This window comes from Streptomyces sp. M2CJ-2 (assembly GCF_016757295.1).
Classification (GTDB): Bacteria; Actinomycetota; Actinomycetes; order Streptomycetales; family Streptomycetaceae; genus Streptomyces.
In genome coordinates, this window is sequence record NZ_JAESIF010000013.1 from 31,738 (window position 1) to 57,181 (window position 25,444).

Consider the following 25,444-nt stretch of genomic DNA (forward strand, 5'->3'; position numbering starts at 1 on the left):
GTGCCCCTCTCGGCTCACTCGCCGCGGTACAGCTCGCGCTTGGCGATGTAGCGCACGACCCCGTCCGGCACCAGGTACCAGACGGGATCCCCCTTGGCGACTCTCGCACGGCAGTCCGTCGAGGAAATGGCCAGGGCGGGGACCTCGACGAGCGACACGCCCCCCTCGGGCAGGCCCGCGTCGGTCAGATGGTGGCCGGGCCTGGTGACGCCGATGAAGTGCGCCAGGGAGAACAGTTCCTCGCTGTCCCGCCAGGTGAGGATCTGGGCGAGGGCGTCGGCGCCGGTGATGAAGAACAGGTCCGTGTCGGGATTGAGCGCGCGCAGGTCGCGCAGGGTGTCCACGGTGTAGGTGGGCCCGCCGCGGTCGATGTCGATGCGGCTCACCGAGAACTGCGGGTTCTCGACGGTCGCGACGACCGTCATCAGGTAGCGGTCCTCCGCCGCGGAGACCACCCGGTGGCTCTTCTGCCACGGCTGCCCGGTGGGGACGAAGACCACCTCGTCGAGGTGGAACCGCGCGGCGACCTCGCTGGCCGCCACCAGGTGCCCGTGGTGGATCGGGTCGAAGGTGCCGCCCATGACACCGAGCCGGCGCTTGCCCGGCCGCACCATGCCGCCGCCCCGGCGCGGCGCCGGACGGTGCTCGGCGCCGCTCGCCGGTCGCGCGGCCGTGCCTTCGGCCCCGGACCCGGTCGTGACCTCGGTGATCGCCTCGGTCGACTCCCCGCCCGTGTCCTTCGCCGGACCGACAGGCATGTCCTGCTCTCCCATGCGTGCAGACCCTACCGGCCCAACATGGCGACCCCGACGGCCAGGTGTGCCCTCCGGCCGGCCCCGGACGGCCCGGGGCCGGTCCGGCGGCTCATGCCGGAACGATCTAGCGGTCGCGGTTGAAGCGGGTGGTGATCCACAGCAGGACCAGCAGGGCGGCCAGGACACAGCCGCCGACGAGGTAGGGGTTGAGGCTCTCGTGGTTGCCACTGTTCGCTCCGCCCTCGGCGGCGAGGGTGACCAACTGGGCAGCGGCGCTGTGGAAGCTCATCTTCGGCAGTACCTATCGCGTGTGGGCGGGATAAAGACTTCGGCTCATCGTAAGCGGGCACCTTCTCGACGATCACCCCGACTCCGCCGTTGCGGGCCCGGCGGCCCTCCCGGCCGCTTTCCGGGTGGGCGCCGGGCCTCCACGGCGGGCAGCGCGGCGGGTGCCCCGGCAGGCAACCATCCCGCCGCCCGGGCCGTCCTTCTCGGGGAGCCGCACGGCTCACATCCGGTCTGCCGGTCCACACCGTCTCCGCCTAGGCTGGGCTTCGCCCCGGGGCGGGCAGCGGACGAAGCAGGGACCGCACGGAGGACCGGCAAGGGACCGCCAAGGGGACCGCGAAGGTCACACAGACGCACATGGGGGACACATGTCCGACGGCCATCAGCACAACGGGCACGAGAACGTGCCGAGCAGGCAGCGCAGGCGCTTCCCCGGAATCTCCTCGCGTGCGTACGAACACCCCGCCGACCGCTCCGCCCTGGTGGCGCTGCGCAAGCTGACCGGTTTCGACACGGTCTTCAAGGCGCTGAGCGGTCTGCTGCCCGAGCGCAGCCTGCGGCTGCTCTTCCTGTCCGACTCGGTGCGCGTCTCGGACCGGCAGTTCGCGCACCTCAACCTCATGCTGCGGGACGCCTGCTACATCCTGGACCTGGAGAAGGTCCCGCCGATGTACGTGAACCAGGACCCGACGCCGAACGCGATGTGCATCGGCCTGGACGAGCCGATCATCGTGGTCACCACGGGGCTGGTCGAGCTGCTCGACGAGGAGGAGATGCGGGCCGTCGTCGGCCACGAGGTCGGGCACGCGCTGTCCGGGCACTCGGTGTACCGGACCATCCTGCTGTTCCTGACCTCCCTCGCGGTGCGGGTGGCCTGGATTCCGCTGGGCAGTGTCGCGATCATGGCGATCGTGACGGCGCTGCGCGAGTGGTTCCGCAAGTCTGAGCTGTCCGCGGACCGCGCGGGGCTGCTGGTCGGCCAGGACCTCCAGGCCTCGATGCGCGGCCTGATGAAGATCGCCGGTGGCAACCATCTGCACGAGATGAACGTCGACGCGTTCCTGGAGCAGGCCGAGGAGTACGACGCCGGGGGCGATCTGCGCGACTCCGTGCTGAAGATCCTCAACGTGCTGCCCCGCTCCCACCCGTTCACCACCGTGCGGGCGGCCGAGCTGAAGAAGTGGGCGGAGTCCCGCGACTACCAGCGGCTCATGGACGGCCACTACCCGCGCCGCGACGAGGACAAGGACGCCTCGGTGCGGGACTCCTGGCGCGAGTCGGCGAGCAGCTACGCCGGTGACGTGAAGAACTCCAAGGATCCGCTGATGAAGCTGGTCAGCGACATCGCGGGCGGCGCCGGTGATCTGGGCGGCCGGGTCCGCCGCGGCTTCGGCGGCTTCACGTCGTCGGGGTCGTCGGGAACCTCGGGGTCGTCGGGGTCGAAGCCCTCGTCGGGCTCCGGCTCGGACTCCGGCTCCGGGGACGAGCGCCCGCCGCGCGACGCCACGTGAGGCACACCTGAGGCACAGGAGCCACGAGGGGGCGGCTGCGCGGCCACCGGGGGGCGCGTCGTCGTCACAGCCTGGGCTGCGCCCCCGCCGCCAGCGAGCCGCACAGGGCCGCGGTGCCGCCCGCGGCGTAGGGGTCGGTGCCGGCGGGGCCGCCCTCCTCGGCCGTGGCGCCCGCCAGCAGGGGCCGCAGCCGGCCCGCCGAGTCCTCGGCGCAGGACAGCGGGCCGGCCTGGATGTACGAGACGGCGAGCTGTGCCTGGTGCAGGCGCAGGTCCTCGCGGTCGAAGCGGAAGCGCAGTTCGCGCCGGACCGTGAACAGCGACGCCTCCGCGCCCTTCTCCGCACCGGCCGGCCGCAGCGCGTACACGGAGGTGTGGTCCGCGGTGACCTCGAGGGTGGAGGGGTCGGCCTCGGCGGCCTGCAGGGTGCCCCGGACGCGGATCCTGCGGTCGGCCAGCTCCGCGCGGGAGGGGTCGAAGCGGACGAGCCATCCGGTGGGCGCGTGCCGCCCGTCGGCGGTCGGCCGGGTGAAGCTCCGGTCGAACTGCTTCTGCTGGTCGGCGTCGAGCAGGACGCGTACCGAGCGGGTCTCCCCGCCGGTGAGCACCGCGGGGTCGAGCGCGGACCGGACGACGTAGTCCTTCGCGGTCAGCAGCGCGGCCACGACCTGCCCGTCCGAGAAGTGCGCGGTGCGCCGGGACGCCGGGAGCGGCACCCCCTCGGCACCGACGCGGAACTGCGCCGCCGGACTCCTGACGTACAACCGTTCGACACTGGTGGTGCCGGGCACCTTGCCCTCGGGCTCGAGCGGGAGCACGGTCATGCGCAGGGGTTCGACCGTCTCCCCGGCGGTGGCCGCCCGGTAGGGGTGCTGTACGCCCATGTAGACCGCGGTGCCGAAGGCCAGGGCGATCAGGACCACGAGCACCAGCACCTGCCGGGACAGACCCCGGCGGCGCCGCGGACGGCGGCGTACCGCGGGGGCGTGGTCGGTGATGCGCTCCTCGGCGGAGAACTCCTGGAGGCGGGCAGCACGGACGAAGGACTCGTCGAAGACGACGGACCGGTACTCGTCCTCGCCGCCCGAGGGGGCACCCTCAGGAGTCCCTCCGGGGGGGTCCGCTGGCCCTGCCATATCTTCAGAGTAGGTCGCGGGAAGCCCCCGTAAACGCCCTGCCGCACGACAAGTTCTGACAGGTTCTCACCAGGTCCGACCCCCACCGTCAGGGGCTGGGCGGGATCACCGGGACGGTCGGTCGGGAGAAGTCCGCGGAGGCGGACGGTGTCACGCCGCCGCCCTGCTCCGGGCCGGTCGAGGCGGGCGTCGGAGCCGGGTCCTGACGCTGGGAGGAGGCTCCTCGGTAGACGGCCGAGAAGGCGAGCGCGACCATGCCGACGCCCATCACGAGGGCGAGCATCCAGGCGACCGGACGGTGCCAGCGGACCTGTCTGCCGTACGGCCCCGGGGAGCCGTACCCGTCCTCCGGCGCGTCGGGGCCGTCGGAGTCGTCGTCCACGTCGTCGAAGGCGTCACCCCGGCGGCGGTGGCGGTCGTGTCCGCCGTACCCGCCGTATCCGCCGTACCCGTCCTCGTACCGCTCGGTCTTCGGGCGGGTGCGGCGGGCCTCGGCCTCGGACGCCTCGGCTCTGGCCTGGGCGGCCGCCAGGAGGCGTTCGACGGCGGTCGGCTCGTGGACCACGGCCGCACCGATGAACGCCTCGTCGAAGACCACGGAGTCGAACGCGTCGTCCGACACTCCGCGGTCGTGGTCGTCGTCGGGCTCCCCGCCGTCAGGGAACGGCATGCCCCCCACGTCCTCCGGCACCTCTCCAGAGTAGACCTGAGGGGTCAATTTGGGCAGACGGTATGGAAATTCATCCGTCTGCCCGAGCGCCCGCGGTTCAGCGGCGGACGTGTCCGTCGCCGGTCACGATGTACTTGGTGCTGGTCAGCTCCGGCAGGCCCATCGGCCCCCGGGCGTGCAGCTTCTGCGTGGAGATGCCGATCTCCGCGCCGAAGCCGAACTGACCGCCGTCGGTGAACCGGGTGGAGGCGTTGACGGCGACGGTGGTGGAATCCACCAACTGGGTGAACCGGCGGGCGGCCTGCTGCGAGGTGGTGACGATGGCCTCGGTGTGGCCGGAGGTCCACAGCCGGATGTGCTCCACGGCCCGGTCCAGGGAGTCGACGACCGCCGCGGCGATGTCGTGGGAGAGGTACTCGGTCTCCCAGTCCTCCGTGGTGGCCTCCACCACGGTCGCCTTGGAATCCTTGGCGTACGCCATCACCCGCTCGTCGGCGTGCACGGTGACCCCGGCGTCCGCCAGGGCGTCCAGGGCGCGCGGCAGGAACGCGGGGGCGATGTCCTGGTGGACCAGGAGGGTCTCGGCGGCGTTGCAGACGCCGACCCGCTGGGCCTTGGAGTTGACCAGGATCTCCACGGCGGTGTCGATGTCGGCGCAGGCGTCGACGTAGACGTGGCAGTTGCCGGTGCCGGTCTCGATGACCGGGACGATCGACTCCTGGACGATCGTGTTGATCAGGGAGGCGCCGCCGCGCGGGATGAGCACGTCGACCAGGCCGCGGGCGCGCATCAGCTCGCGCACGCTGTCCCGGCTCTCGCCGGGCACCAGCTGCACGGCGTCGGCGGGCAGCCCGGCGCCGCCCACCGCGTCGCGCAGCACCCGCACCAGCGCGGTGTTCGACCGGTACGCGGAGGACGAGCCGCGCAGCAGGACCGCGTTGCCGGACTTCAGACACAGGGCGGCGGCGTCGACCGTGACGTTGGGGCGGCCCTCGTAGACGATCCCGACGACGCCGAGCGGCACCCGGACCTGCCGCAGGTCGATGCCGTTGGGCAGGGCGGAGCCGCGGACGACCTCGCCGACCGGGTCGGGCAGCGCGGCCACGTCCCGTACGTCGGAGGCGATCGCGCGCACCCGCTCCGGGGTGAGGGTGAGCCGGTCGATCATGCCCTCGCCGATGCCCGCCTCGCGCGCCTTGGCCACGTCCTGGGCGTTGGCCTCGACGATCTCGCTCGCCCGGACCTCCAGCGCGTCCGCGATGGCGAGCAGCGCGTCGTCCTTGGCGGCACGCGGCAGCGGCGCGAGGGTGGCGGCGGCGCCCTTGGCCCGGTAGGCGGCCTGGTTGACCGGGGACATCGAGTCATAAGGCGAAAGCGTGGTCATGGGGGAAGGATAATGCGGCCGGAGAAGGCCGGGGGCGGGGCGGCCGCCCCCTTTGCGTCTGAACCGGCGCCGCTCTCGCGGACGCGGTGACGCGCCGTAGGGGTTGCTCGATCGATGGTCGCGGTGCGTGAGCGCCATCAGTGGGTGCGGCGCGTGGTCGGGTCAGAACGGATGTACCCCCACCGGGGTCGCCGGGGCCGGGCCGTGGCCCGCGGCGACGCGCTGGTGGTAGGTGGCCCGGTCGATGACCTCCAGGCCGACGATCTCCCAGGGCGGCAGGCCCGCGGTCTGCCGGTGCTCGCCCCACAGCCGCAGCGCCACGGCGGCCGCGTCGTGCAGGTCCCGGGCCTCCTCCCAGTAGCGGATCTCCGCGTGGTCGTCGGCGTACCGGCTGGTCAGCAGGAAGGGGTGGTCGTGGGCGAGCTGCTCCAGGGCACGGCGGACCTCGGCGACCGGGGCCCGGCTGCCGGAGACACTGAGGGTGACGTGCCACAGGCGGGGGAGGTCCCGGTGCTCGCCGCCCTGGAACCGGTCCCCCGCCGCGACGCTGGTCAGGGCGCGCTCCTCGCCGGCCGCCCGGGAGCCGGCACCACCGCGGGACGCCGTCGTCCCAGAGCGTACTCGTCTCACGACGGCCTCCTTCACGCACAGGCCGGCCCTCGGGCCGGGCGGATGTGTCCCTGGAGGAAAGTTGAGCAGGCCGCCGGGCGTCATGGGGCGGTTTTGCGGAACGTCCACCGCGAGGGGCGGACGATCCGGGACATTACGGGTGCAGGACCACCAGATCGTCCCTGTGTACGACCTCGCGCTCGTACCCGGGTCCGAGATCGCGGGCGAGCTCGCGGGTGGAACGGCCGATCAGCCGGGGGATCTCCCTGGCGTCGAAGTTGACCAGGCCGCGGGCCACCGGCCGCCCCGCGCGGTCCCGCAGCTCGACCGGGTCGCCCGCGCTGAACTCGCCCTCGACGCCCGCGATGCCGGCCGGCAGCAGCGACATGCGGCGCTCGACGACCGCGTGCACCGCGCCGTCGTCGAGGGTGAGCGCGCCCTGCGGGGTGGACGCGTGCTGGAGCCAGAGCAGCCGGTCGGCGGAGCGCCGTCCGGTGGGGTGGAAGTACGTTCCGGTGTCCACGCCGGCGAGGGCGTCGGCCGCGTGGACGGTACTGGTCAGCACGACCTGGAGGCCCGCGGCGGCGGCGATCCGGGCGGCCTCGACCTTGGTGACCATGCCGCCGGTGCCCACACCGGCCTTCCCCGCGCTGCCGATGTCGACGTGGGCGAGGTCCTCGGGACCCCGCACCTCGGCGATCCGCGAGGTGCCGGGCCGCGCGGGGTCGCCGTCGTACACGCCGTCCACGTCGGACAGCAGGACGAGCAGATCGGCGTGGACCAGGTGGGCGACGAGGGCGGCGAGACGGTCGTTGTCGCCGAAGCGGATCTCGTCGGTGGCGACGGTGTCGTTCTCGTTGACGACCGGGAAGGCGCCCATCGCGAGCAGCTTGTCGAGGGTGCGGGAGGCGTTGCGGTGGTGGGCGCGGCGGCTCATGTCGTCGGAGGTCAGCAGCACCTGGCCGACGCGGACGCCGTAGCGGGCGAAGGAGGCCGTGTAGCGGGCCACCAGCAGGCCCTGGCCGACGCTGGCGGCGGCCTGCTGGCGGGCGAGGTCCCTGGGGCGCCGGGCGAGGCCCAGCGGGGCGAGGCCGGCGGCGATGGCACCGGAGGAGACGAGGACGAGTTCGCGCTCCCCTCCGGACCGCACTTTGGCGAGCACGTCGACGAGTGCGTCGACCCGGTCGGCGTCCAGGCCTCCCGCCGCGGTGGTCAGCGAGGAGGATCCGACCTTGACGACGATCCTGCGGGCCTCGCCCACGGCCTGCCTTGCCCGTGCCACCTTCGCCGCCCGTCCCCTCACATCGGATTCGCGTCGATCACCGGTTCACGTCGATCGATCGCTCACCAGAAATCTACGGGAAGGGAACGGTGCGGCGCGCCACCGTTCCACGCTGCGGACCGCACTGCGGGTCGTGTCCGGCTCCTCGACCGACGCGTCACCCCGCAGGGGTGGCAACGGCGAACATGCCTTCGAAGTTCTGGCGGTACGCCTCGTGCGGCCCCGCCCCCTCCAGCCTGAGCATGGCCTCATCGTTGTCGCGCAGCGACGACTCGTCCAGGTTGTGCGATCCGGTGAAGGTCCATTTCGTGTCCTGATGCCCGGCGTAGTCGCCCTCCATCAGCACGTACTTGGAGTGGACGAGGTATCCGTCGGCGGTACTCAGCCGGCGCAGCGCGATATTTTTGTGCCCGGAGAGTTCACCGACGTCGTTGCTTTCGTTGTAGACGATGCGCACGGAGCAGCCCTGGTCGGCCATCGACCTGAGCTTCTGCGCGACCGCGTCCCGGTGCAGGGCGAACGCCGCCACCCGTACCGTGCCTTTCTCGGCGCACGAGAGATTGTCGAGGACGTCCACCACGATGTCCCCGGTCTTCTGCGGGAAGAAGTAGTACTTCTCGGCACCCACCTTTCCGCTGGTGAAGTAGTTCTCGTTCTTCCTCATCGCCGCCAGGTCGTCGAAGTAACCGCGGTAGGCGGTGTAGAGAGCGGTGTTCCCGACGACCGTGTAGGCGTTGTTCCAGTACTTCTCCGTGTTGAGGGAGGTCTGGTTCGCGGAGGTCTGGATCACCACGTCCTCCGCTTCCCCCGCGTTTCCGATGCGCGAGAAGGTGAAGAACTTGTTGTGGTTGATCATGCTGCTGCGCCCCGTGGCGACGCAGGCTCCTCCTGCCGTGCAGACATGCACCCACGAGTCCTCGGACTTGTCGGTGCCCAGCACCGTGATCAGGTTCTGAGCGGCCGCGGACGACGCGAACTTGGCGTCCAGGACCACCCGCACGGTGACGCCGCGCCGGTGAGCGGAAATGAGGGCGTCGGAGTAGTCCCGGTCGTTCAGCGCATACAGCGCGGATCGGATCATCCGGCCGCTCTGCGTGTTGTTGATCGCGGTGATGATGTGGTTCTTCACCGCGTTCTGCTGCGCGGTCGAACCCTTGGGATCGTTGAACACCGCGCCCGTACTGACGGGTGCGGCCTGCTGGGCCGCCGTGGCCGGAACGGACGGCAGGAGGAAGGCGCCGGCGAGTACGGCTGCCAGAGTGGTGCGTTTCAGTACGCGTACCGAGGCGGAAATGGCGGCGAACCTCACTTTTTCGTGACGAGGAGGGGGGATGTTTTCATGTGCGCTGCGGTCTTCAGCGGGCATCGACTGCACGAGAACTGCCGGAAGTCCCCGCATCACGCGGTCCGAACAGCGGGCCGCCGGAGCCTTTGTGACACGGTTTTCGGACCCTCGCCGCGCCGAGCCGGTCCGGAGTTCCCCGGACCACCGGCCCGAGCATCCGTGACGGCCCGCCGGGAAACCGGCGGGCCGTCACGATCAAGGCTAGATGCCGGTGACGCCCTTGATCCAGTCGAGACTGGTGGGGACGGTCGCGGCCCACATCGGGCTGACGCAGGAGTCATTGCTGACCCACACCGCAGAGGTCACGCCGACCTGGTAGCGCAGGCCGTCGACGAGCTTGAACTGCGGACCGCCGGAGTCACCGGAGCACGCGATCCCGTTCCCCTTCGTGCTGCGGATGCCTCGCCCTACGCCGTACCCGTCCGTGTCGTCGATGTCGGCCACCTTGATCGTGGCCCGCCTGAGCTCCTTGGACGGGGAACCGCTGGGCCCGCTCCTCGTACCCCAGCCGAAGATGTAGTTGGTGGAGCCCTCGACAGGGCTGGCGCTCGCCAGGCGCACATGCTCCGAATTGGCGTCGCGGGTGAGATGGAGGAGCGCGATGTCGTGGTTGGTGCGCCACTTGATGTCGTCCACCTGGATCACGCCGCCGCCGTCGTTGTACGTCTTGCTCTTGACGCGGACCTGAATCTTGGAGGCGTCCTGCTTCACGTGTGTTTCCGCAAAGCAGTGCTTCGCCGTGAGGATCCACCGTTCGGCGATGATCGAGCCGGTGCAGAGCAGATTGCCACGGCCGGTGCCCGCATCATTGTTGTCGTACAGGATGGCGGCTATGCCATCAGCCGATGCCGCGATTTCGCCGTCCACGACAGCCGGGGTCGCAACCCCTCCGTCACCACTCGCCCCGATCGGCCGGAACTTTCCCCCGTCCTCTGCCATGGCGGTCGGCGCACCCACACCTAAAAGAGTCGCACCGATGACGGCGGCCGTGGCCACAAACGCGCGAATTCTCAAAGCTCATCCTTCTGTTGTCGGAGAAGAAAAGATGAGGAGAGACGCTGAAAGCCCCTGGCGAGTCGACCACCCGAACTTTTCACCGCATGAGGGCAGCACGCCGAGGGTGCCCCTCTGCAGCCGCCGACCAGGTCCGGCCCGCGCAAAGAAACGTGTACAGCAGCGTCCCATTCTGCTGATGCCGGGCAACCCCCCTCACCCCAGCGCAACTTCGTGAATGAACATACTCGAATCGGCTACTGAAGATCTACTGAACGCACATTGAAATGACACCTGAATCCCCTGGGAGTCAGGGAGTTACCACAACACATCGCGACAGAAAGGGACCGGAAGCAGAAAACCGCCACCCCTGACCAATCGGCCGGACCTGACACAGATCGACGCCGGATGACGGCCTCACGTCAATGCCGCACGCGTGATATCGATTCCCGCGGCCCGCCCGCTCAAGGGGTGGCAGACACCGGCGGTCGAAGAAGGCCTCGGCTACCCGTCCGTGTTCGCCCCTCACCCACGGTCCGGGCGGTCGGCCGGCCCGTCCCCCCGACCTGCCGCAGCCCGGCGGCGGGGCCCCGCCCGGCACCTCCGCCGGGCTGCGGCCCGACGGCCCCGCTCCCGCCCCTGTCCCTGCCCCGCACTCACCGCTCGGACCGAAATGAGATCAACATCCAGGTCACCACGGCCTATTGGAAGGGTACGCCCGCTTTTCCCCCCGACCGACGGGAGCAATAACGGGACATAACAGTTCACGGCCGGAACCGCAGGCGGACACGCCCGTGTCGTCCGAAGGTCAGTGCACGTTAATCTCCAGACGTCCTCATGTGACGACTTTGGAGTGTCCGCAGTGCACGTATCCCTCCCCCACCGATGGTTCACGGCAGGGCTTCCTCACCGACAAGCCGCGCTGAAGGCGCTTGTCGCCACCGCTCTCCTGGTAGCCACCGCGGCGCAGGCCGCCGGAGCCCTGCTCCCGAGCGCTCCGCTGCTGCTCGGCGCGACCGCCGCGTCCCTGGCGGTCGAGGGCGCCCTGTACCGGTGGCAGCCCGGCATGCTGTCGATGCTCGCCAAGGCGCACGCGGACATCACCGTCCGCCATGTGCTGCGGGACCTGCTGCTGGTGGTGGGTCTGCTGCAACTCGCCGCGCAGGGCCGGGAGCCGCAGTACGCGTGGCTCGTCGCCGGCCTGCTCGCCTTCTACGCGCTGCACTGCGCGATCCAGGCGGTCTCCGTGCTGGTCCGCCGCACCCGCACGCTGCCCGTGGTGACCCGGAACATCGACGCCTCGGCCCTGCGCCTGACCCGCGCCCCGGCCACGCTGCTGCGCCACCCCGGCCGTCGGCTGCTGCTCCTCGGCCTGCCCACGACGGCCGGCCTGGCCGCGACGGCGGTGACCCAAACCCCCCTGCCCGCGGCGGCCGGGATCGCGTTGTCGCTGGTACTCGCGGCGGCGGGCCTGGGCGCACTGCTGCTGCGCCTGCTGCCCTCCCGGCGGCCGGCGGGCGAACAGGAGGTGCTCGACTGGTTCGACGCCTGGCTGGACGACTACCGGCCCACGGTCGGCCTGTACTTCTCCGGCGGGGTCTCCTCCGCCTACCAGGCGAACATGTGGCTGGAGACGATGAGCAGGCTCGACGGCCGGCCGGTGATCATCCTGCGTGAGCGGTTCATGGTGGCGAAGATCGCGGCGACCGACATCCCGGTCGTGTGCCTGCCGAAGGTGGCCACCCTGATGCGGCTCGAGCACTCCTCGCTGCGGGTCCTCATCCACCCGTCGAACTCCGGCAAGACCTCGCAGGTGCTGCGCATCCCCACGATCAAGCACGCCTTCGTCAACCACGGCGAGAGCGACAAGCTGTCGTCCTGCAACCCGTACGCGAAGGCCTACGACGAGGTCTGGGTGGCCGGTCCCGAGGCGCGTGAGCGGTACGCGCGGGCCGAGGTGGGGGTCGAGGACAAGGACGTGGTGGAGATCGGCCGTCCCCAGCTGGACGCCGTGCGCCCGTACGCGGGCCCGCCGACCGGTCCGTACACCACGGTGCTGTACGCGCCGACCTGGGAGGGCTGGGACGGCAACCCGGGCAACACCTCGGTGCTCGCGGCCGGGGAGAACCTCGTACGGGCGCTGCTCACGGACCCGGGCGTACGGCTGCTGTACAAGCCGCACCCGCTGACCGGTTCGGTGGATCCGCGGGCGGGCGCCGCCGACCAGCGCATCCGGGAGCTGATCCGGGCGGCGAACCGGGAGCGGTCCGCGGGAGCCGTCCGGCCCACGCGTTCCACCTCGGAACTGGACCGGCTCACCGCGGAGCTGGACCGGCTCACGGCGGCCGGGGTCCGCCCGGGCGCCGACCAGGTCGAGCGGATGCTGGCGCAGTCCGCCCCGCCGTCGGGCCGGGCCGAGGCGGTGAGGAGGGCCACGGCGGCCTGGGAGGAGGCGTACTGGGCATCGCTGCCGGAGGGGGAGCACCAGATCGTCACCGGCGTACGGCCCGCCCTGTACGCCTGCTTCGACGTCGCCGACCTGCTGATCAGCGATGTGTCGAGCGTCATCAGCGACTTCCTGGCCAGCGGCAAGCCGTACGCGGTGGCGAACACCGGCGGGCTGTCCGAGGAGGCGTTCCGAGCGGAGTTCCCGACGGTGGCGGCGGCGACCGTACTGACGCCGGACGCGGGCGGGGTGCCGGCCCTGCTGGATTCGGTCCGGCACCCGGAGAAGGACGAGCTGGCGGATGCGCGCGCGGAGTTGAAACTGAGGCTGCTGGGCCCCGACGAGCCGACGGCCCAGGACCGCTGCAACGCGGCCCTGCGCGCCCTGTCCACGGCCGCGCTGCACCACAGGACGCGCATGTCCCCTCTCCCCCAGGAGGCCCTGCTCCCCGCCCCACGCCAGAACCCCGACACCCACCCGGGAACCGGCCCCGAAGCCGGAGCCGGAGCCGACACCGGGGCCCGGGGCGGCCAGGGGTAGGGGGACGTCATGCCGCTGTCGGGGTCTTCGACTCCGGGGCGGGCCTCCCGGGCGAGGCCAGCAGGTGGCGGGCCCGGTGGGCGGCGCGGCGCAGGACGGTGGCCGTGCCGCCCTCGCGGTAGCCGGGGAAGGTGCGGGCCTCCCGGGGCGAGGCGAGGTAGACGGAGTCGGGGACGCCCGCCGCACGGTCACGGAAGTGCGGATACACGAGGTAGACGCGTCGGCCCCGCCGCTCCAGCAGGGCCGGCACCTGCTTCCTCGACGCCGTGAACGTCACGGCGGCGAGGAGGAGTTCGAGCCGCTGTTCGGCCACCAGGTGCAGCCTCAGCCGTTCCTCGACCTTCAGGTGTCGGGCGACGTCGTCGCTCCAGTGGGCGTCCATCAGGGGCTTCGCCGGCTCCAGCTTGTGCCGCCGCACCCGGTCGCTGTCCCTGAGGAACCGGGGGCCGAACTGCGGGAGCAGGGTGACGGTCAAGGGCCGCACCATGAGCCGGTCACGCCGGGGGCCCTCGGGGACCAGGCCGGCGATCAGGTCCGCCAGGCGGCGGGCCGACTCGAAGCGCGGGGTGTGACTCCCGCTCTTGGTCACGTGCTTGCCGTCCTCGCGGCCCACCAGGTAGTAGCAGGTGTGATCGGCGATCACGGAGACGCCGTTCGCCCTGAGGTACGCCTTTATGGTGAACAGCGCGTCCTCGCCGGTGAACAGCGATTCGTCGAACCGTATGCCGTGCCGGACGAGTAACTCGCGGCGGAACAGCTCCTGCGCGCTGAGCGTGTACTTGATGTTGGAGGAGTGGACGTCCGTACGCTCCAGGGTGCGGCCCCACATGGACTTCGGGGCACCCCGGTTGACGCCTTCGACCCGGCCGAGGACCACATCGGTGCCGGCCCGGTCGGCCATGGCGACCATCCGCTGCAGGGCCTCGTGGCCCAGCCGGTCGTCGGCGTCCAGGAAGAAGACGTACCGCCCGGTGGCCTCGCCCAGGCCGACGTTGCGCGGGCCGCTGGGACCGCCCGAGTTCGCCTGCCGGATCACGGTGACCGGCATGGGCGCACGGCCCGCGAACTCCTCCAGGCACTCCCCCGTGCCGTCCGTCGAGCCGTCGTCGACGACGATGACCTCGATGCGCTCCGGGTCGATGGTCCGCGCCTCCAAGGAGGCGAGGCACTCGACCAGATACGGCATCGCCTCGTACGCCCCGATGACCACGGTGACATCAGGCTGCGCCACGGTCACGCTCCCCCCTTGCTGCAGGCGTTTCCCTCGCATCGCCTCATTCGCCACCTGCTAGACGGGTGTTCGAGACAGGAGGTTGCCTCGAACGACCCTTCAAGTGATCCATGTCACACGGGAGTCCGGCCGGCCGCGGGCCGACGCGAAAGAGCTCGGCCCCCGAGGAGCAACTCCTCGGGGGCCGAGCCTGTGGGGGGGGTGTTCGAGTGGGTGCCGGACGAGTGCCCGGATCGGGTCAGCCCGCACCGGCGCCCTCCGCCTCGCCGGCCACCGACGCCGCCTGCGCGGGCAGCGCGTCCGCCGGCTCCACGTCCGGTCCGCCGACCGCGGTCCGGGACTCCTGGCCGAGGTTGCGCGTCTCGGCCTTCCGGGCCAGTCGGCCCACCGCGGCGTTGAACTGGTCGATGGACTTCGGCTCGTCCGGTCCCAGCAGGTAGCGCTTGAGCTCGCCCCGCTCCGCGGCCAGCGGATCGCTCTTGGGAGCCCGGACGGCGGCGAGCAGCTCGTCGAGTCCGGCCGCGTCGTTGGACAGGATCACCGCGGCGCGCACCGCCGTGTTCTGCCGCTTGAACTCCTCCGCCCCCAGCCCGGCGGAGTCGGTCACCGCGTACGGCTTGCCGCTGGCGATGAAGTCGGAGACGACACTGGAGATGTCGGAGACCATCGCGTCGGAGACGTTGAAGCAGTCGTACAGGCGCGGCTGGGGGCCCGTGATGACGCGGTGCTCCCAGTCGGGGAAGGAACGCCAGTACGCGGTGTTCCACTCGGCACGCAGCCGGGCGGTCTCCTCGTGCCGGGCCACGTCGACCAGGCCGTCGCGGCTGGTCTCGGCCTCGTCGCCGCCCTCGGAGTCGTCGGCCAGCTCGGCCAGCCGGGCCTCGATGCGCGTCAGCTCGGCCGCGGCCCGCTCCTGGGCCGCCGTGTCCGCGGTGTCCGCGGTGTAGCGGGGGTCGGCGGCGCGCTCGGCGGCGGCCTTCTCGACCAGCGCGGTGATCCGCTGGTCGGCGGCCTCGGCCTGCGCGCTGCGGGTTCCGGTGAACGGATGCGGCTTGTAGAGCACACGGACCGCGGGGTCGGCCGCGAGCAGCCGCTTCACGATGTTCTCGCCGGCCAGCAGGATCGAGGTGTTGCCTGGGTCGTCGTCCCAGCCCTCCCAGGTGGGTGCGTACAGGACCGTCGGACAGTGCCCGTCGGCGGCTTCGCCGCGGGCGCCCTCGATGGGGGCCAGCTGGGGGCGGCCGACCTCGACGATGTCGTCGTCGCGGACGCCGACGTCGGCGATGGCGTAGCGGTCGCGGCCCGCGCGGCCGGCCGTCCACACCTCGTCGTAGACCTTGCTGTACGGGTTCACGCTGGCGATCTTGTCGCTGTCGCCGTGGCCGATGAAGACGTGCTTCATGGTGGGAACGCGCAGCAGGTGGATGTTCTTGCCGACGTTCGCCGCGTACAACGCGACGCGCACCGTGGACAGGTCCAGGTTCATCAGGTGCACCCCTCCGGGCACGCAGATGACGGGAACCTTGGTGGGAGCCAGGTTGTTCATTATTGCCCGCTCACGCAGTATGATCATCGGGCGGGTGACCAACTGCTCCATGGTCTCCAGCCACATGTTGACCTGATAGGCGGAGTCCTTGGAGCCGGAGAAGTACAGCACGGTCTCCGGCCGGTAGTCGCTCAGCCAGCCGTCGACCGCCTCCAGCACCTGCTCGGCGTTCGGCGGTATCCGCCGACCCCGCACGTAGGGCATCAGGGCCAGCACGTACAGGAGACCCAGGAGCACCGTGGTTCCGATACCGACGAAGCCGATGGCGGCCGAGTCCAGCGCCGCGGCGACCAGTATGCCGACGACCGCCGCGAGGTCGAGGTGGAGCATCTTCTCGGCGGCGCGGTGCATCAGTGCGCGTGGCGGCGCGTCCGGGATGTGGACGCGGGAGGCCAGGTCGATGTTGCGGGTGGCCACCGGCATGCGTCGGCGGTTGCGGATCAGCGTGGTCAGCGCGCCGTGCGGGGCCTGTAGACCGTAGAAGGCGATGAAGCAGGCGATCGCCCCGTAGTAGATCAGGTTGTCCGCGAGCGACAGGCGGGCCAGCAGCAGGATCAGCAGCAGCTGCCGGATCAGGAAGCGGATCGACAGGCCCGCCCGCACCTTGCTGAGGCAGTTGACCAGGTAGCTGCCCTTGTGGTGCAGATAGTGATCCGCCAGGTACGTCACGGCGGCCGCTGCCGCGAAGGTGGGGACGCTCGGGACGAGCGCGGCCAGCATGAGGCAGGGGAAGGCCAGCATCATGAGGACCGCCGCGGCCAGTTCGGCCGCGCTGCCCACCCGGGCGACGCGAATAGCGGTGGATATCAACGGATAAACCTGCTCTTGTGGGGGTGAGTGCCGGTTTGCGCCTGTAGATAGTGTGTGGGTGAAGGATTCAGGCCCCCGTGAACACCCGCGCGCGAACTGCGTGAACGGGAGGGGTCACAGAGGCCTGAGTCAGCGAGGTCTATTTGCGCCGATTATTACACGCCGTCCTGACGATCCAGCACCGACGCGAGTGCCTGCTCGAATCCGGTGGCGCGGGCCGCGCCCGCGGTCGGGTCCTGCTGCCGTACGTCGATGACATGGCCGGTGAGCTCGGAGAGCAGCACGTCCAGGGAGGTGCGGGCGACCGCCTCGGAGGACAGCAGGCTGCCCGCGGGCTCCTGACCGAAAGCCTTGGTGCGCATCGGCGTGGCGGTGCGCTCCGGGTTGACGCAGTTGACGCGGACACCGTCGCCGGCCCACTCGTCGGACAGGGCCTGGGTGAGGTTCACCATCGCGGCCTTGGTCGAGGAGTACAGGCTGTACTCGGCGCGTCCGCGGGTGTAGCTGCTGGAGGTGTAGAGCAGCAGCTGCCCCTTCGTCTCGACGAGGTACTTGTACGCGGACCGGGCGATCTGCACCGGGGCCAGGTAGTTGACCTTCAGCGCCTCCTCGATGGTGGCGTTGTCGGTCTCGGCCAGCTTCCCGATGCGCAGCACTCCGGCCGTGTTGACGACGTAGTCGATGCGGCCGGTCTCCGCGTACGCCTTGGACAGCGCGTCGTCGACCTCCTCCGGGTTCTCGACGTGGGTACCGGTGGTGGACCGCCCGAGCGGGTACACGGTGGCGCCGTAGGACTCGGCGAGGTCGCAGACGTCCTTGCCGATGCCGTAGGAACCGCCGAAGACGACGAGGGTCTTGCCGGTGAGCAGCTCGCGGTAGGCCTCTTCACCGATCTGTTCGGGCGCCGCCGTGGAGGCGAGCTGGAACAGCTTGTCCGCGATGAAGACGTCGACGGGCTGGGTGACCTTCATGTTGTACTCGTCACCCGCGACGACGTGGATCGGCACGTCGGGCAGGTACTTGAGCACGACGGAGCAGTCGTCCGTGGCCTGGAAGTTGGGGTCGCCGGCGGCGACCTCGTAGGCGCGGCGGATCGTGGACAGCTTGAAGGCCTGGGGGGTCTGGCCGCGGCGCAGCCGGGAGCGGTCCGGGATCTCGGTGATGAACTCGCCGTCGTCGCCGTGCGTCCGCGTGACGATGATGGTGTCCGCGGACGGGATGGCCACGTCGACCGCCTGGTAGCGCTCCAGGGCGCTCACGCAGTCGTCGATGACGCGCTGTGACAGCAGGGGGCGGACGGCGTCGTGGAAGAGGACGTTGCGGTCCTCCCCCTCGGCCAGGCCCTCGCCGAGGGCCGAGATGGCCCGCTCGGTGGTCTCGTTCCGTGTCGAGCCGCCCTCGATGACCCGGGTGACCTTGGTGAATCCCGCCTTGGCGACGATCTTCTCCACGTCGGGCACGTAGCCCGGCGCCATCAGCACGATGATGTCGTCGATCGATTCGGCGTTCTCGAAGGTGGTCAGGGTGTGCTCGATGACTGCCTTGCCGGCGATCTTCAGCAATTGCTTGGGGATCGACAGACCCACCCGCTGGCCGGTGCCACCGGCCAGAATCACTGCGGTGGTACGGGGCTTGGCTATGTGCTGTGACACAGGTGACCTACCTTGGGCATCAGGGAACTGCAAAATGGTCCCACTTGTGGTTACCGCAATGCAAGGTGAGCGACCTCCGTCGCATATGTACGCGCCACCTGTCATTCACCTGGGACCCCCAGGTGGTCTGCATCGGTTCCCCGAACGCCCCGGAAATTGCTGTGAGTAACTGCACAGGTCACCGGCCTGCCACGGCGGGCGCCCCGGGCGGGCACGGCGGCGGGCCGGGCCGGCCGACGGCCGCGCCCCGGCCCGGGAACCGCGGATCTTCACCCTCCGGGGGCGGGACTGCGCCATTTCTTCGTACGCGGGAGCACCGCAAAGGATGAAGCGCCCGACAACCTGAAATTCGGCTGGTCCGCCCGCTCTTTGCGTGGGAATTCCATATGAAGATCCGGCGGTTTTCGGTATCGGCGGGGGCGGGACGACGGCCGGCGGTCACACCAGGTGGACACCGGGGCGGCCCGCCTCCACCCTCACCCGTGCGTCGACGCCCTCGCGGTGGGCGTCGAGCAGGTGGTGACCGCGGTGGGCGTCGAGCAGTTTCCAATGCGGGGTGTCCGCGCGCCGCGGGTCCCACTGCGCACGGAAGGCGGCCTGGTCCTGGTCGCCGTTGCTGGAGATGTAGTCGCCGACGAACACGACGACGCCCGGGTCCTGTTCCAGCATGTCGGCGTACGGCGTGAAGTAGCCGTGCTGCCGGTTCCGGCAGGAGGCGAGCGCGGTCCGCGGACTGCCGCCCGCGCTGTGCGCCGGGGGCACGGTACGGGTACGGCCGGTGCGCGAGAGCTGCCCTTCGACGCGGAAGCGGTACCGGGTGTCGGGGCGCAGGCCGCGCACGTCGACGTGGACGCTGTGCCCGTGGGCGGGCCTGACCCAGGCGGTGCCCCGGCGGACGGCCTTCTTGAAGCGGGCGTCCTGGGCGAGCTGCCACTCGACGGACACCGGGAGGTCCGGCATGCCCCCGCCGTTCAGGGGATCGGGAGCGAGTCGCGTCCACAGCACGATCCCGTCGGGGTGGGGGCCCCACGCCTTCAAGGCAGCGGGGGAGGGTCGCCGGAGGCGACACCGAGGCTGAACACCCCGTCGGGCAACGGTCTCCGCTCCACGGCCCGAGCGGTGGTCGGCAGCCACAGCTGGGCGGAGGCCGCGGCGCCGCGCACGGCGGCGCCGGCGGTCAGAACGCACTGAACACGACGATGCGCATACATGACAACAAGAAAGGCGACGGAAAACCCGCCCCGGCGCGGGAACACCGCGTTGCCCGGGCGGGTCCTGAAGGTGAGCGGCGGACGACGGGGCCGCGGCACCGGCCACCCGGTCCGGTCGCCGTGATCCGTCAGGAGCGTGCCGCGAACCCGGCACGCTCCGCACGACGGGTCCTGGGGCCCGTCCGGCCCGGGGCCGGCCTAGAACGGCTTGAAGTCGTCGTACTCCTGCTCGGACTCGTCCCGTTCGGCCTGCCGCTCGCGGCGTCGCTGGACAGCCGGGCGGGGCGCCTCGAAGCGGTGGTCCTCGCCGCGCCGGCCGAGCATCTCCGCACCGGCGGTCACCGTCGGCTCCCAGTCGAAGACGACCGCGTTGTCCTCGGGGCCGATGGCGACCCCGTCGCCGGACCGGGCGCCGGCCTTCACCAACGCGTCCTCCACACCGACCCGGTTGAGCCGGTCGGCGAGGTAGCCGACGGCCTCGTCGTTGTTGAAGTCGGTCTGGCGGACCCAGCGTTCGGGCTTCTCGCCGCGTACCCGGAACAGCCCGTCGTCCTCGCGGGTGACGGTGAACCCGGAGTCGTCCACGGCCTTGGGCCGGATGACGATGCGGGTCGCCTCCTCCTGCGGCCTGGCGGCCCGCGCCCGGGCCACCGACTCGGCGAGCGCGAACGACAGTTCCCGCAGCCCGAGGTGGGCTACGGCGGACACCTCGAAGACGCGGTAGCCGCGCGCCTCCAGGTCGGGTCGGACCATCTCGGCGAGGTCCTTGCCGTCCGGCACGTCGGTCTTGTTGAGGACGACGATGCGAGGACGGTCGTCGAGGCCGCCGTACTGCCGCAGTTCCTCCTCGATGATGTCGAGGTCGGAGACGGGGTCGCGGTCCGACTCCAGCGTCGCGGTGTCCAGCACGTGCACGAGCACGCTGCACCGCTCCACGTGCCGCAGGAACTCGAGCCCCAGGCCCTTGCCCTGGCTGGCGCCCGGGATCAGCCCCGGCACGTCGGCGATGGTGTAGACGGTCGACCCGGCGGTGACGACGCCCAGGTTGGGCACGAGGGTGGTGAACGGATAGTCGGCGATCTTGGGCTTGGCCGCGGAGAGCACGGAGATCAGCGAGGACTTCCCCGCGCTCGGATAGCCGACCAGCGCCACGTCGGCGACGGTCTTCAGCTCCAGGACGATGTCCTGCAGGTCCCCCGGCACACCGAGCAGCGCGAATCCGGGCGCCTTGCGCCGCGCGGAGGCGAGGGCGGCGTTCCCGAGCCCGCCCCGGCCGCCCTGGGCGGCGACGTACGAGGTCCCGTTCCCGACCAGGTCGGCGAGCACGTTGCCCGCCTTGTCGAGGACGACGGTCCCGTCCGGCACCGGCAGGACCAGGTCCTGGCCGTCCTTGCCGCTGCGGTGGCCGCCCTCGCCGGGCTTGCCGTTGGTGGCCTTGCGGTGCGGGGAGTGGTGGTACTCGAGGAGCGTGGTCACGGACTGGTCGACGGTCAGGACGACATCGCCGCCCCGCCCGCCGTTCCCGCCGTCCGGTCCGCCCAGCGGCTTGAACTTCTCACGGTGGACGGAGGCACAGCCGTGGCCTCCGTTACCCGCGGCGACATGCAGCTCGACGCGGTCCACGAAGGTGGTCATGGGGGTGCCTCCAGAGACAGTGGGGTGTACGTGGGTACGTGTTTCCTGGGTCAACACGCGAAAGGCGGACCCGCCTTCCCGCCAGGGAAGTGAGGTCCGCCTCGCGAAAGCTTCCGATCAGGCGACCGGAACGATGTTCACGACCTTGCGGCCGCGGCTGGTGCCGAACTGCACCGAACCGGCCTCCAGGGCGAACAGCGTGTCGTCACCGCCACGGCCGACGCCGGCGCCGGGGTGGAAGTGGGTGCCGCGCTGGCGGACGAGGATCTCACCCGCGTTGACGACCTGACCGCCGAAGCGCTTCACGCCGAGCCGCTGGGCATTGGAGTCGCGACCGTTCCGGGTGGACGATGCGCCCTTCTTGTGTGCCATCTCTCCTCAGTCCCTTACTTCGCAGCCGTGGGGATCTCAGTGACCTTGATCGCCGTGTACTGCTGGCGGTGGCCCTGACGACGGCGGTAGCCGGTCTTGTTCTTGTAGCGCAGAATGTCGATCTTCTGGCCCTTGTGGTGGTCCACGACCTCGGCCTGGACCTTGACACCGGCCAGCACCCACGGGTCGCTGGTCACGGCGTCGCCGTCGACGAGGAGCAGGGTCGAGAGCTCGACCGTGTCGCCGACCTTGGCGGTGGAAATCTTGTCAACCTCAACGATGTCGCCGACAGCAACCTTGTGCTGGCGACCACCGCTGCGCACGATGGCGTACACGCGGATCTCTCTCTCACTCGATGAACGGCACCCCGCAGGCCAGCCGCCCGACAGACACACGGGCAACCTCTCCCGAGCCGACCCGCGCCCGGGAGGAAGAGGTTTACGGGGATGTGGCGTCCCGATGGACACGCCGACGGTCAAGGTTACGGGGACGTGCCCCGACCGGTCAAACCGGGCCCGGTCGATCGGTGGACACCGTGCCGGGCGGGGGCGGCCCCGCCCGGTGGATCAGCTCGCGAGCAGGTGGGCGCGCCCGAACATGGCCGCCGCGACCCGCGCGGTCGGCGTGCCGGAGTCCAGATCCGCACCGGCCTCCCGCAGCACCTCGACCACCTCGTCCGCGCCCTTGAACAGGGCGCCGGCGATGGGTGCCTGGTCCCGGGCGTTGCGCAGGTCGGGGTCGGCGCCGAGCCGGAGCAGAGCCCGCACGGTGTCGGCGTGGCCGTGGTAGGCGGCGAGCATCAGCAGGGTGTTGCCGGCTTCGTCGGTCACGTCGACCGGCAGCCCGTGCTCCACGAACCCCGCCAGTTCCCCGGTGTCGCCCTTCCGGGCCAGGTCCATGGCGATGGCCACGACGCGTTCCGTCTGTTCAGGAGTCAGACCACCCCTGCTCATGTGAATCCCTCCTGGTCACGTGGTGGTGCCGGTCATGTCCGCGAGGACGCCGGACGGTGACGGCGCGCGCCCGGGCGCGGGCCACCGAGTGGCCCGCGCCCGGGCGCGGTGCGGCATGTACCGCGGTTCCCTCGAGCGGCGAGGCTCAGAGGTTGCCGGCGGCCAGCGCCTCGATCGCCTTGCGGACGCCCTCGCCGTAGGCCGGGTCGGCCTGGGTGCAGTTGGCGATGTGCCGCTCGACGGTCTGCTCCGAGGCGCCGTTGATGGCGCGCGCCGTGTTCTCGAAGAGAACCTTCTGCTGCTCGGGGCTCATCAGGCGGAACAGGTTCCCGGGCTGCTCGAAGTAGTTGTCGTCGTCCTCACGGAAGTTGAACCGGTCGGCGACGGCGCCCACGGCCAGGCTCGGCTCGCGGTAGGCCGGCTGGTCGGCCCAGCGGCCGTAGGAGTTGGGCTCGATGCCCGGGGTGGAGCCCTGGTTGCCGTCGACCCGCATGGCGCCGTCGCGGTGGTAGGTGTTCACCGGGTTCTTCGCGGCGTTGACCGGGATCTGGTGGTGGTTCACACCGAGGCGGTAGCGCTGGGCGTCGCCGTAGGAGAAGAGGCGGCCCTGCAGCATCCTGTCGGGCGAGTAGCTGATGCCCGGAACCACGTTCGCCGGGGTGAAGGCGGCCTGCTCGACGTCCGCGAAGTAGTTCGCGGGGTTGCGGTTGAGCTCCCACTCGCCGACCTCGATCAGCGGGTAGTCCTTCTTCGACCAGACCTTGGTGAGGTCGAAGGGGTGGAAGCGGTAGTTCTCCGCGTCGGCCTCCGGCATGACCTGGATGAACAGCTTCCACTTCGGGAAGTCGCCGTTCTCGATCGCCTCGTAGAGGTCGCGCTGGTGGGACTCGCGGTCCTTGCCGACCAGGGCCTCGGCCTCGGCGTCGGTCAGGTTCTTGATGCCCTGCTGGGTGCGGTGGTGGAACTTGACCCAGAACCGCTCGCCCTCGGCGTTGATCAGGCTGTAGGTGTGCGAACCGAAGCCGTGCATGTGCCGGTACGAGGCGGGAATGCCACGGTCGGACATCACGATCGTGACCTGGTGCAGGGCCTCGGGGAGGTTGGTCCAGAAGTCCCAGTTGTTCTCGGCGTCGCGGAGGTTGGTGCGCGGGTCGCGCTTCACCGCGCGGTTGAGGTCCGGGAACCTCAGCGGGTCGCGGAAGAAGAAGACCGGGGTGTTGTTCCCGACCAGGTCCCAGTTGCCCTCGTCCGTGTAGAACTTCAGGGCGAAGCCGCGGATGTCGCGCTCGGCGTCGGCCGCACCGCGCTCACCGGCGACGGTGGAGAACCGGGCGAACATCTCGGTCTTCTTGCCGATCTCGGAGAAGATCTTCGCGCTCGTGTACTGCGTGATGTCGTGGGTCACCGTGAAGGTGCCGAACGCGCCCGAACCCTTGGCGTGCATCCGGCGCTCCGGGATGACCTCGCGGTCGAAGTGTGCGAGCTTCTCCAGGAACCACACGTCCTGCAGGAGCATCGGACCGCGCGGACCGGCCGTCAGGGAGTTCTGGTTGTCGGCAACCGGCGCGCCGGCAGCCGTGGTCAACGGCTTCTGGTTGTTCTCGGTCAAAGCTCGCTCCTCGGTGTGTGGTTCTTCGCGGGGGGTCAAGGCCTGACGGTCCTGGCCGTCCGAGTGTCCGCGCGAACTGCTCCGCAGCCCGCATCAGGACCCACCCTATGTTAGACATGGTCTAAGTCAAGGCGACATTCAGAACCATATCTGTTCTTGAGATGGGATCAATCGCTGGTTAGGGTGACGTACATGAGTGATCTCTTGAAGAGGCTTCGGGAACGCGGCTGGCGCCTGACCGCGCAGCGACGCGTCGTGGCCGAGGTTCTCGGCGGGGACCACATCCATCTGACCGCCGACGAGGTGCACGCGCGCGCGGTGGAGCGGCTGCCCGAGATCTCCCGGGCGACGGTCTACAACACCCTGGGCGAACTGGTGGCACTGGGCGAACTCGTCGAGGTCTCGACCGACCACCGCGCCACGCGCTACGACCCGAACGCGCACCGGCGCCATCACCACCTGCTCTGCGACCGCTGCGGCACCATCCGCGACGTGCACCCGGCGGGCAACCCCCTCTCCGACCTTCCGGAGTCGGAACGCTTCGGGTACGCGGTCTCCGACGTCGAGCTGACCTACCGCGGAACCTGTCCGGACTGCACGGCCTGACACCGCAGCAGTCATCGCGTCGGCCTCGCGCCCTCGGCGGGGATGCGCACGATGACGCCCACGCCCTCGGGGACATGCGCGCGTTTCATGGTCGTTTCCCGGTCGACACGCGAAAGCGGACCCGCCCTCCCGCCGGGGAAGTGGGGTCCGCCTCGCGAAAGCCTCCGGTCGATCGCCGTGTACTGCCGGCGGTGGCCCGGACGACGGCGGTGACCGGTCCGGTTCCTGCGCGGGCCGAACCGGCCGGGGCGGGCCCGGCCCGCCGGTTCAGCCGCCGAGGCTCTCCCGGTAGGCCACGCACTCCTCGTAGGAGGGCAGCAAACCCTGCTCCCGGGCCTCGGCCAGGGTGGGTGCCTGCTCGTCCTTCGCGGAGAGCAGCGGCTCGAGGTCCTCGGGCCAGTCGATGCCGAGCGCCGGGTCGAGCGGGTGGATGCCGTGCTCGCGCTCGGGTGCGTATCCCTCGGAGCAGAGGTAGATCACGGTGGCGTCCTCGGTGAGCGCCATGAAGCCGTGGCCGAGGCCCTCGGAGAGGTAGACCGCGTGATGGTCCCGGTCGTCCAGGCGGACGATCTCCCACTGGCCGAAGGTGGGCGAGCCGGTCCGGATGTCCACGATCACGTCGAGGACCGCGCCGCGCACGCACTTGACGTACTTGGCCTGGCCGGGCGGCACGTCGGCGAAGTGGATGCCGCGCAGGGTGCCCCGGTTGGACACGGACAGGTTGGCCTGGGCGAGCGTGAGCGGGTGGCCGGCCGCCTCGGTGAAGACCGGGGCCTTGAACCACTCGTGGAAGCTGCCCCGGCCGTCGGGGAAGATCTTCGGCTCGTGCACCCAGGCGCCGGAGAGGGAAAGGGGTCGCAT

At 70.5% G+C, this 25,444-nt stretch carries 21 protein-coding genes and 1 pseudogene; 3 read left to right on the top strand and 19 right to left on the bottom strand.

Features of this window, described 5'->3' with window-relative positions:
* Positions 1-14 precede the first annotated feature (14 nt).
* Together nadD and JL475_RS13255 are read right to left on the bottom strand one after the other, a co-directional pair.
* Entirely contained in the window at positions 15-773 is a 759-nt protein-coding gene (gene nadD / locus JL475_RS13250) for a nicotinate-nucleotide adenylyltransferase (RefSeq protein ID WP_202277792.1), read from the bottom strand.
* Positions 774-879: 106 nt separating this feature from the next.
* Positions 880-1,044, bottom strand: a complete 165-nt coding sequence (locus tag JL475_RS13255; RefSeq protein ID WP_202277793.1) for a hypothetical protein — start codon at positions 1,042-1,044, stop codon at positions 880-882.
* A gap of 367 nt (positions 1,045-1,411) precedes the next feature.
* On the opposite strand from JL475_RS13255, the gene JL475_RS13260 reads away from it, so the two are divergent.
* Complete coding sequence (locus tag JL475_RS13260) at positions 1,412-2,554, top strand: M48 family metallopeptidase (RefSeq protein ID WP_202277794.1); 1,143 nt, start codon at positions 1,412-1,414, stop codon at positions 2,552-2,554.
* Between the two features lie 64 nt (positions 2,555-2,618).
* Here JL475_RS13260 and JL475_RS13265 read toward each other — a convergent pair whose 3' ends face one another.
* From JL475_RS13265 to JL475_RS13295, 7 genes are all read right to left on the bottom strand, one after another.
* Complete coding sequence (locus tag JL475_RS13265) at positions 2,619-3,689, bottom strand: hypothetical protein (RefSeq protein ID WP_202277795.1); 1,071 nt, start codon at positions 3,687-3,689, stop codon at positions 2,619-2,621.
* Between the two features lie 88 nt (positions 3,690-3,777).
* Positions 3,778-4,407: a hypothetical protein gene (locus JL475_RS13270; RefSeq protein WP_202277796.1), complete on the bottom strand. Its 630-nt coding sequence runs from the start codon at positions 4,405-4,407 to the stop codon at positions 3,778-3,780.
* Positions 4,408-4,456: 49 nt separating this feature from the next.
* Positions 4,457-5,743, bottom strand: a complete 1,287-nt coding sequence (locus JL475_RS13275; RefSeq protein ID WP_202277797.1) for a glutamate-5-semialdehyde dehydrogenase — start codon at positions 5,741-5,743, stop codon at positions 4,457-4,459.
* A 162-nt stretch (positions 5,744-5,905) separates the two neighbouring features.
* Positions 5,906-6,373 carry a hypothetical protein gene (locus JL475_RS13280; RefSeq protein ID WP_307825037.1) on the bottom strand — a complete coding sequence of 156 codons (468 nt, stop codon included), beginning with the start codon at positions 6,371-6,373 and terminating at the stop codon, positions 5,906-5,908.
* Positions 6,374-6,506: 133 nt separating this feature from the next.
* Positions 6,507-7,613 carry a glutamate 5-kinase gene (gene proB / locus JL475_RS13285; RefSeq protein ID WP_202277861.1) on the bottom strand — a complete coding sequence of 369 codons (1,107 nt, stop codon included), beginning with the start codon at positions 7,611-7,613 and terminating at the stop codon, positions 6,507-6,509.
* Positions 7,614-7,791: 178 nt separating this feature from the next.
* Positions 7,792-8,943 (bottom strand): phospholipase D-like domain-containing protein, encoded by a 1,152-nt coding sequence (locus JL475_RS13290; RefSeq protein WP_202277798.1) that lies wholly within the window; start codon positions 8,941-8,943, stop codon positions 7,792-7,794.
* A 237-nt stretch (positions 8,944-9,180) separates the two neighbouring features.
* Positions 9,181-9,846 carry a trypsin-like serine protease gene (locus JL475_RS13295; protein ID WP_202277799.1) on the bottom strand — a complete coding sequence of 222 codons (666 nt, stop codon included), beginning with the start codon at positions 9,844-9,846 and terminating at the stop codon, positions 9,181-9,183.
* A 1,048-nt stretch (positions 9,847-10,894) separates the two neighbouring features.
* Here JL475_RS13295 and JL475_RS13300 point away from each other — a divergent pair.
* Complete coding sequence (locus JL475_RS13300; RefSeq protein WP_237407020.1) at positions 10,895-12,958, top strand: CDP-glycerol glycerophosphotransferase family protein; 2,064 nt, start codon at positions 10,895-10,897, stop codon at positions 12,956-12,958.
* A gap of 7 nt (positions 12,959-12,965) precedes the next feature.
* Here the strand turns inward: JL475_RS13300 and JL475_RS13305 are convergent, their stop codons facing one another.
* The 9 genes and pseudogenes from JL475_RS13305 to JL475_RS13345 form a co-directional block, all read right to left on the bottom strand.
* The gene (locus tag JL475_RS13305) at positions 12,966-14,195 is read right to left on the bottom strand and encodes a glycosyltransferase family 2 protein (protein ID WP_202277800.1); all 1,230 of its coding nucleotides are present in this window, start codon (positions 14,193-14,195) and stop codon (positions 12,966-12,968) included.
* Positions 14,196-14,427: 232 nt separating this feature from the next.
* Positions 14,428-16,515, bottom strand: coding sequence for a hypothetical protein (locus JL475_RS13310; protein ID WP_202277863.1), 2,088 nt, complete (start codon positions 16,513-16,515; stop codon positions 14,428-14,430).
* Between the two features lie 185 nt (positions 16,516-16,700).
* Entirely contained in the window at positions 16,701-18,197 is a 1,497-nt protein-coding gene (locus JL475_RS13315) for a bifunctional cytidylyltransferase/SDR family oxidoreductase (protein WP_202277801.1), read from the bottom strand.
* A gap of 438 nt (positions 18,198-18,635) precedes the next feature.
* Positions 18,636-19,408, bottom strand: a pseudogene (locus JL475_RS13320) (PhoD-like phosphatase N-terminal domain-containing protein).
* A 198-nt stretch (positions 19,409-19,606) separates the two neighbouring features.
* Positions 19,607-21,043, bottom strand: coding sequence for a GTPase ObgE (obgE, locus tag JL475_RS13325; RefSeq protein ID WP_202277802.1), 1,437 nt, complete (start codon positions 21,041-21,043; stop codon positions 19,607-19,609).
* Between the two features lie 117 nt (positions 21,044-21,160).
* Positions 21,161-21,415 carry a 50S ribosomal protein L27 gene (gene rpmA / locus JL475_RS13330; RefSeq protein ID WP_057615924.1) on the bottom strand — a complete coding sequence of 85 codons (255 nt, stop codon included), beginning with the start codon at positions 21,413-21,415 and terminating at the stop codon, positions 21,161-21,163.
* Between the two features lie 14 nt (positions 21,416-21,429).
* Positions 21,430-21,750, bottom strand: coding sequence for a 50S ribosomal protein L21 (gene rplU, locus JL475_RS13335; RefSeq protein ID WP_202277803.1), 321 nt, complete (start codon positions 21,748-21,750; stop codon positions 21,430-21,432).
* Positions 21,751-21,981: 231 nt separating this feature from the next.
* Positions 21,982-22,368 (bottom strand): ankyrin repeat domain-containing protein, encoded by a 387-nt coding sequence (locus JL475_RS13340; RefSeq protein ID WP_202277804.1) that lies wholly within the window; start codon positions 22,366-22,368, stop codon positions 21,982-21,984.
* A 145-nt stretch (positions 22,369-22,513) separates the two neighbouring features.
* Complete coding sequence (locus tag JL475_RS13345; RefSeq protein ID WP_109379081.1) at positions 22,514-23,977, bottom strand: catalase; 1,464 nt, start codon at positions 23,975-23,977, stop codon at positions 22,514-22,516.
* Between the two features lie 192 nt (positions 23,978-24,169).
* Between JL475_RS13345 and JL475_RS13350 the strand changes: the two genes are divergently transcribed.
* Positions 24,170-24,583 (top strand): Fur family transcriptional regulator, encoded by a 414-nt coding sequence (locus JL475_RS13350; protein WP_202277805.1) that lies wholly within the window; start codon positions 24,170-24,172, stop codon positions 24,581-24,583.
* 267 nt (positions 24,584-24,850) lie between these two features.
* On the opposite strand, the gene rfbC is transcribed toward JL475_RS13350, so the two are convergent.
* Positions 24,851-25,444, bottom strand: a complete 594-nt coding sequence (rfbC, locus tag JL475_RS13355; RefSeq protein WP_202277806.1) for a dTDP-4-dehydrorhamnose 3,5-epimerase — start codon at positions 25,442-25,444, stop codon at positions 24,851-24,853.